The 6,918-nt window shown below is 72.4% G+C and carries 6 protein-coding genes; 5 read left to right on the forward strand and 1 reads right to left on the reverse strand.

Annotation, left to right across the window (positions count from 1 at the left end; all coding sequences use genetic code 11):
• Positions 1-193 precede the first annotated feature (193 nt).
• On the forward strand, positions 194-1,027 hold the full coding sequence (locus tag ACWGI6_RS12760; protein ID WP_453267500.1) for an aldo/keto reductase: 834 nt from the start codon (positions 194-196) through the stop codon (positions 1,025-1,027).
• A 201-nt stretch (positions 1,028-1,228) separates the two neighbouring features.
• Complete coding sequence (locus tag ACWGI6_RS12765; RefSeq protein ID WP_453267501.1) at positions 1,229-2,020, forward strand: VOC family protein; 792 nt, start codon at positions 1,229-1,231, stop codon at positions 2,018-2,020.
• Positions 2,021-2,185: 165 nt separating this feature from the next.
• On the opposite strand, the gene ACWGI6_RS12770 is transcribed toward ACWGI6_RS12765, so the two are convergent.
• Complete coding sequence (locus ACWGI6_RS12770) at positions 2,186-3,100, reverse strand: class I SAM-dependent methyltransferase (RefSeq protein ID WP_453267502.1); 915 nt, start codon at positions 3,098-3,100, stop codon at positions 2,186-2,188.
• A 101-nt stretch (positions 3,101-3,201) separates the two neighbouring features.
• On the opposite strand from ACWGI6_RS12770, the gene ACWGI6_RS12775 reads away from it, so the two are divergent.
• The 3 genes from ACWGI6_RS12775 (at position 3,202) to ACWGI6_RS12785 (ending at position 6,799) form a co-directional block, all read left to right on the forward strand.
• A complete protein-coding gene (locus tag ACWGI6_RS12775; RefSeq protein WP_453267503.1) occupies positions 3,202-4,326 on the forward strand; it encodes a DUF1266 domain-containing protein in 1,125 nt (374 codons plus the stop codon).
• A 58-nt stretch (positions 4,327-4,384) separates the two neighbouring features.
• Complete coding sequence (locus ACWGI6_RS12780; protein WP_453267504.1) at positions 4,385-5,764, forward strand: cryptochrome/photolyase family protein; 1,380 nt, start codon at positions 4,385-4,387, stop codon at positions 5,762-5,764.
• Between the two features lie 87 nt (positions 5,765-5,851).
• Positions 5,852-6,799, forward strand: coding sequence for a YihY/virulence factor BrkB family protein (locus ACWGI6_RS12785; protein ID WP_393907742.1), 948 nt, complete (start codon positions 5,852-5,854; stop codon positions 6,797-6,799).
• The last annotated feature ends 119 nt before the right edge of the window (positions 6,800-6,918 follow it).

The raw sequence follows: 6,918 nt of genomic DNA on the forward strand, positions 1-6,918 counted from the left end.
TCACCCGCTGCGCACTCACCGCCGCGGCCCGCCCCGCACCCGCCGCGGAGCGCGAGGGCCCGGCCCCGCCCATGGCGCGCACACCACAGCGCTCCGTTTTCTCCGCATCGTGTGGGCCTCCGCGGGAATGCGCACCGGCGGATGATCGTTGACACCCATGAACGAGAAAGCCGACGTAAGGATCGATTCCCCCGTGAGCAAGGTTCCCTCCATCACGCTCAACAACGGCGTCGCGATGCCGCAGCTCGGCTTCGGCGTCTGGCAGGTCGAGGACGACCAGGCGTCCACGGCCGTGGGCCATGCCCTCGATGCCGGTTACCGCAGCATCGACACCGCGGCGATCTACGGCAACGAAGAGGGCACGGGCAAGGCGCTCGCCGCTTCCGGAATCCCCCGTGACGAGCTGTTCGTCACGACCAAGCTCTGGAATGCCGACCAGGGCCACGACTCCACGCTGCGCGCCTTCGACACCTCCCTCGCCAAGCTCGGCCTGGAGTACGTGGATCTCTACCTGATCCACTGGCCGCTGCCGTCGAAGGACCGCTACGTCGAGACGTACAAGGCCTTCGAGAAGATCTACGCGGAGGGCCGCGCCAAGGCCATCGGCGTCTCGAACTTCCTTCCCGAGCACCTGGAGCGGCTGCTCGGCGAGACGTCCGTCGTCCCGGCCGTCAACCAGATCGAGCTGCACCCCCAGCTCCAGCAGGCCGAGTCCCGCGCCTTCCACGCCCGGCACCACATCGCGACCGAGGCCTGGTCGCCGCTCGGCCAGGGCAAGGGCCTCCTGGAGAACGCGACGATCGCCGAGCTCGCCGCCAAGCACGGCAAGACCCCCGCCCAGGTGGTGCTGCGCTGGCACCTCCAGCTCGGCAATGTCGTCATCCCCAAGTCCGTGACCCCCTCGCGCATCGCCGAGAACATCGACGTCTTCGACTTCGAGCTGGACGACGAGGACCTCGCCACCCTCGCCCGCCTGGACACCGGCAACCGCCTCGGCCCGGACCCGGCCACCTTCGACATGGCCTGACCGACGCTCCGTATCGGCGCCGCGCCCGGCTCGTCCGGGCGGCGCCGCGGCGTATCCGAGTGGCGGGCCCGGCGGACGGCAGGAAGTGTGGAGGGTGAGTGTGGGGCGGCTCCGGCGGTGTGCCGAAGGGGCTACCCCTTCGCTCCGCCCTGCTCCTCCCCCATGCCAGGCATGGGAGGTGCCCCCATCGAGGAGGCCACGATGCCTGAAGTCACCTCTCCCTACCAGTCCGGGACGCCCTGCTGGATCGATCTCGCGGCCCCTGACCAGCAAGCCGCCATCGACTTCTACTCCGACGTCTTCGGGTGGACCGGGGAGATCGGGCCCCCGGAGAACGGGGGCTACGCCGTCTGCATGCTGAACGGCAAGCCGGTGGCCGGAATCATGGCCGCGGTCCCGATGGGCGGCCAGCCCGCGCCGCCGACCGTGTGGACCACCTATCTGTCGGCCGCCGACGCGGACGCCACCTCCCAAGCGGTGAGCCAGGCCGGCGGCACGCTCCTGATGCCCGTCATGGACGTGATGACGCTCGGCCGGATGTGCATCGCGGCCGACCCCACCGGAGCGGTGTTCGGTATCTGGCAGCCCGGCGACTTCCCCGGCTCCGGCATCGTCAACGAGCCCGGCGCACTGATCTGGAACGAGCTCAACACCACCGAGCCGTCCGCCGCCGCCGCGTTCTACAAGGCGGCCCTCGGTATCGAGAGCGCCCCCATGGAAGGCGCCGACAACTACTACGCCCTCGTGGTGAACGACCGGCCGGTGGGCGGCATGCAGCCGATGTCCGAACAGATGCCGGCCGACACTCCCTCGCACTGGCTGGTGTACCTCGCCGTGGCGGACACCGACGCCACGGTCGACAAGATCACCGCGGCCGGCGGTGCGGCGCTTCAGCGGCCCTTCGACATGGTCGCCGGCCGGATGGCCGTGGTGACCGATCCGCAGGGCGCGACCTTCGCCGTGATCAACCCGAAGCCGATGGACCAGAGCTGATCCGGGCTGATCCGGGCTGATCCGGGCCGGCCGGATCTGACATGGCGTCACAGGAGCCGCCGCCCGGCGCATCGCATGGGCGGCGGCCCCGCCGCACCGTGGGCCAGGTCCACCGGCCCGGTGCGCTGTCCGGCTCCGGGTTGATGCGCAATCCAAAGGCACGCCCTACTGGGCGCGGGCCGTGTGGACCGTCTGCGCGGACAGCAGGAAGGCGTCGGGACGGCGGGTGATACCGACGGCGTCATCGGGGTCGGTGAGGCGGGCGAGGGTGGTGAGGTCGCCCTCGTCGAGGTGGTCGCCGTACATGTCGAGACCGTGGGCCAGGGTCTCCTGGACGTAGGCGCGCGCATCGGCGGACAGCGGGGCCGGCAGATCCAGCAGGAAGCTGCGGGTGCACGGGGTGCACAGGCCGGCGTCGGCGAGGAAGGCGGGCCAGTCCTCGATCTCGTCGGCGGCGTCGGGCAGCGCCGTCCGCATCTCGGTGAACCAGTCCTCGCCGGCCGCATCGAGCCGGGACTGCAGCCCCGGGCGCCCGATGCCGATGTCGCGCGGCAGGAAGCGCGGCGCGAGGCCGCCCTCGGCGACGGCGAGCAGTCCGCCGGGCCGCAGATGACCGGCGAGGGCGGCGACCGCGGCACGCTGGTCCCCGACGTGGTGCATCGCCTTGCCGGACCAGATGAGGTCGGCGCCGCCGAGGGCGTCGAGCCCGTCCGGGAGTTCGGCGCGATGGGTGCGGAGCCGGTCGCCGAGGCCCAGGGACCCGGCCCGGTCGCGCGCCCGCTCCAGCAGTGCCTCGCTCGCATCCACCGCGACCACTTCGGCGGCCGGGAAGGCGCGGGCCAGCAGACAGCTGACGACGCCCGGTCCGCTGCCGATGTCGAGCACCCGGAACACCCCCTCGTCGCCGGCCGCGGAATCTTCGGTGAGCAGCTCACGCAGCCAGGCCGCGGCCCGCTCGTAGAGCGGCAGGTACAGCTCGGCGCCCCGTTCGAGGTGCGGGCCGAGTACCCCCCAGTCGATGTGCGCACCGTCGTGGGGGCCGTGGCCGTGCCCGGGTCCGGGCCGTTCGTCGTTGCTCATGACATCGAGCCTCCGTTACGGGTCGTACCGGTGCAATTCTCCTTGCCGTTCGGGCAACCCCGGATTCCGGCGGAGGACGGCGTAACCGTAGGGTCTGGCCCGTGGCTACTCCGGGATGGATGCCGCCGACGGATACCGAGCGGCGGCTGTGCGAAGCGACGGCGCGTGGTGACTGGGACGGTCAGATCGCGGCGATCGCCGGTGAGGATCTGTATCTGGCGGCACCGCAGCAGGGCCAGGACCCGCTGCCCGTCTACGACGACCCGGCGACGGGTGGTAAGTGCATTCCCGTCCTGACCCGCGGCATGCTGCCGCCGTGGCAGCCGCAGCAGTTCTTCGACCGGGTCTCGGTGGAGGAGCTGGCGCAGGACTGGCCGAACGACAAGTGGCGGCTCGCGGTCAACCCCGGGACGCCGTGCGCCGCGTATCTGCCCGCCTCCCCGGCACACCGCGCAGGCTGGATGCAGCGGCGCGCCCAGGTCGGGCCGCGCCCCGGCGGGCTGCTCGTCACACACTTCGGCGGTCCGCTGCACGGCCCCGTGGCCCAGGGGCTGGCGTGCGGTGCGCCGCTCGCGGTGCACCACAGCGTGCCGTGGAACGAACTCGGTACGGCCTTCCTCGACCACGCCGCGGACGCGCAGACGCTGCGCGAGCAGTGGTCGGTGACCGACCCCGCCAGTTGGCAGCAGCGCCTGGACCAGCTGCTCGGCGGGCAGTTCGTACCGGCGGAGACGGAGGCGGCACTGCGGGCACGCGCCGGCGCCCGCGGCGCCGAGGCCGCAGAGGCCGCAGAGGCCGCCGAGGCCGCCGAGAGCACAGCGGGCCAGGAGACCGCGGGCGCCCAGGACGCCGCGGACGCGCCCGCCGTCCCCGAGCTCGTGACCAAGTACGAGGAGCGGTTCCGCACGGACGGGCTGCTGCCGGCGGACGGCCGGGTCGTTTCCCTCGCCGCGCTGGACCATGCGCATGCCGTCAATCTCGTCCGCTGGGGCCTGGGCGCCCGGCTGTGCGCACCGCAGCAGGCCGAGCAGGCAGTGACGCAGGCCGGTGCGAAGGCAAGGGAGGTGTACGGCTCGTGGGAGGAGTTCGCCGCGGGCTATGCGCTGGGCCGGATGCTGGCGTTCGACAACGGCTGGTTCGGACCGCAGTACGCGGAGGCCGTGCACCTCCACCGTGTCCTCACCCAGGACCCGTCCTCACCGTGGCGCGGCCTGCCCTTCGCCTGAGCCGTGTACGCCCCCGGCGGGCGGCTCGCGGGGCGCGGGTTCGGTGTAGACGTAGGGCATGGATGTCGCGGTTTGCCTGTTCAGCTCCGACCTTCGGCTGCACGATCAGCCGGTGCTGCATGCCGCGCTGCGCTCAGCGGCGCAGGTGGTACCGCTGTTCGTCGTCGATGCGGGGGTGGTTGACGCCGGGTTCATGGTGCCCAATCGGGCGGCGTTCCTGGCCGATGCGCTGGCGGATCTCGATGCCGGGCTGCGCGGTGGCGGGGGTCGGCTGGTCATCCGTACGGGGGATGTCGTCGCCGAGACCTGCCGGGTGGCGGCGGAGACCGGAGCCGGGGAGGTGCATCTCGCGGCCGGGGTGAGCGGCTATGCGCTGCACAGGGAGCGGCGGTTGAGTGCGGAACTGGCGGCGGCGGGGCGTGCGCTGGTGGTGCATGACGCGGTCATCACGGCGCTGCCGCCCGGCGCGGTACTGCCCGCCGGCCCGGGAAAGGACCACTTCGCGGTGTTCACGCCGTACTTCCGTCGGTGGCAGGCCGCGGGGCTGCGGTCGGTGCTGCCCGCCCCGCGGTCCGTACGGGTCCCGGCCGGGCTGAGCTCCGACGACGTACCGTCGGCGGCGGATCTGTGCCCGGACGGGACGCCGTCGCCCGCGCTGCCGGAGGGCGGCGAGCGGGCGGGGCGCCGCCGGTTCGGAGCCTGGCAGCGCTCGGGCATGGCCGACTACCAGGACCGGCAGGACGATCTGCCGGGCGATGCCACCTCGCGGCTCTCGCCGTATCTGCACTTCGGGTGTCTTTCGCCGGTGGAGCTGGTGCACACGGCGGCGGGCCGGCCGGATGCCGGCGCCGCGGCGTTCGTACGGCAGCTGGCCTGGCGGGACTTCCACCATCAGGTATTGGCGGCCCGTCCCGAAGCGGCGCACGCCGACTACCGCAGCCGGGGCGACCGCTGGCGGCACGACGACGCCGAGGTGACGGCGTGGAAGGCGGGCCGCACCGGCTATCCGGTGGTCGATGCGGGGATGCGACAGCTGCTGCACGAGGGGTGGCTGCACAACCGGGCGCGGATGCTGGTGGCGAGCTTTCTGACCAAGACGCTGTATGTGGACTGGCGGGTGGGCGCGCGGCACTTCCTGGATCTGCTGGTGGACGGCGATATGGCGAACAACCAGCTCAACTGGCAGTGGATGGCCGGGACCGGCACCGACACCCGCCCCAACCGGGTGCTCAATCCGCTCGTGCAGGCCAAGCGGTTCGACCCGCAGGGCGAGTACGTACGGCGCTGGGTACCGGAACTGGCGGGTCTCCCGGGTGCCGCGGTGCACCAGCCGTGGAAGCTGACCGGGCCGGAGCGCACGGCGTACGACTATCCGGATCCCGTGGTGGACCTGGCGGACGGGCTGGTGCGGTTCCGGCGGGCACGCGGGCTGGAGTAGGCGGGTCCGTGGACGGTCGCCGTGTCGTGGGCGGTCCCCGTGCCGGGAGATGATGCAGGACGGATCGACGGAGAGGACGGATACGACATGGGCGGGAGTGGTATGCGCCGCGGGCTGGACCGGACGCTGCTGGACCGTGCACTCGGGGCGGCGGGGCCGCGGCAGCCGGCCGCGCTGCCGACCTGGGCCCAGTGCCGTACCGCACTGCGCCATACACCGCTGTCGGTGTGGCACGACGATGTGACGGACTGGGCCGCGAGCCTGACGTACTACTCGGTGCTGGCGCTGCTGCCGTCGCTGATCGTCACGGTGTCGCTGATCGGTCTCGCCGATCCGGCGGCCACCGAGCAGCTCATCAACCAGATCAGTTCGATCGCCCCGGCCCAGTCGGGCCCGACCGTCCACCGTGCGCTGGTGAGCATGGCGCATCAGCGCACCGCCGCCTGGGTGGTGCTGGGCGGCGCCCTGATCAGCGCGCTGTGGTCGTCCTGCAGCTATCTGGCCGTCTTCCGCCGCGCGCTGCACGCCATGAACCGCACCAAGGACGACCGCCCGCCGTGGCGCAAGGCACCGCGGATTCTCATGACGGCGCTGCTGCTGATGGCCCTGCTGATCAGCAGTGCGGTGGCGCTGCTGGTGAGCGGGCCGATCGCGACCGCGCTGGGCCGGGCCGTCGGGCTCGGTGAGGCGGGCGAGGCGACCTGGAACCTGCTGAAGTGGCCGCTGCTGCTGCTCCTGGCCACGGTGCTGGCAATGGTGCTCTTCCGCTCCGGACCGCCCAGTTCCCGTGGCATGCGCAGAGCCGCCCCCGGCGGGGTCGTCGCCGTTCTCCTCTGGCTGGTCTCGTCCGCCGGCTTCGCGCTCTACACCTCGTACGTCGGCACCTTCAACCGGCTCTACGGATCGGTCGCGGGGCCGGTGGTGTTTCTGATCTGGCTGTGGTTCTCCCACCTGTCGCTGCTGTCCGGCGCCCAGTTCAATGTCGAGCTGGCACGCGCGGGGCGGGTGGTGGTGCGGCCGCGGTCGGGGAGCTGAGACCGGCGTGGGGGGGGGGGGGCGCCCCCCCCCCCCCCCCCCGGCCCCCCCCGGGGGCCCCCCCCCCCCCCCCCCCCCGTCCCCCGCCCGCCCGCCCCCCCGCCCCCACGGAAAAAAAA

Source organism: Streptomyces sp. NPDC054786 (assembly GCF_053611685.1).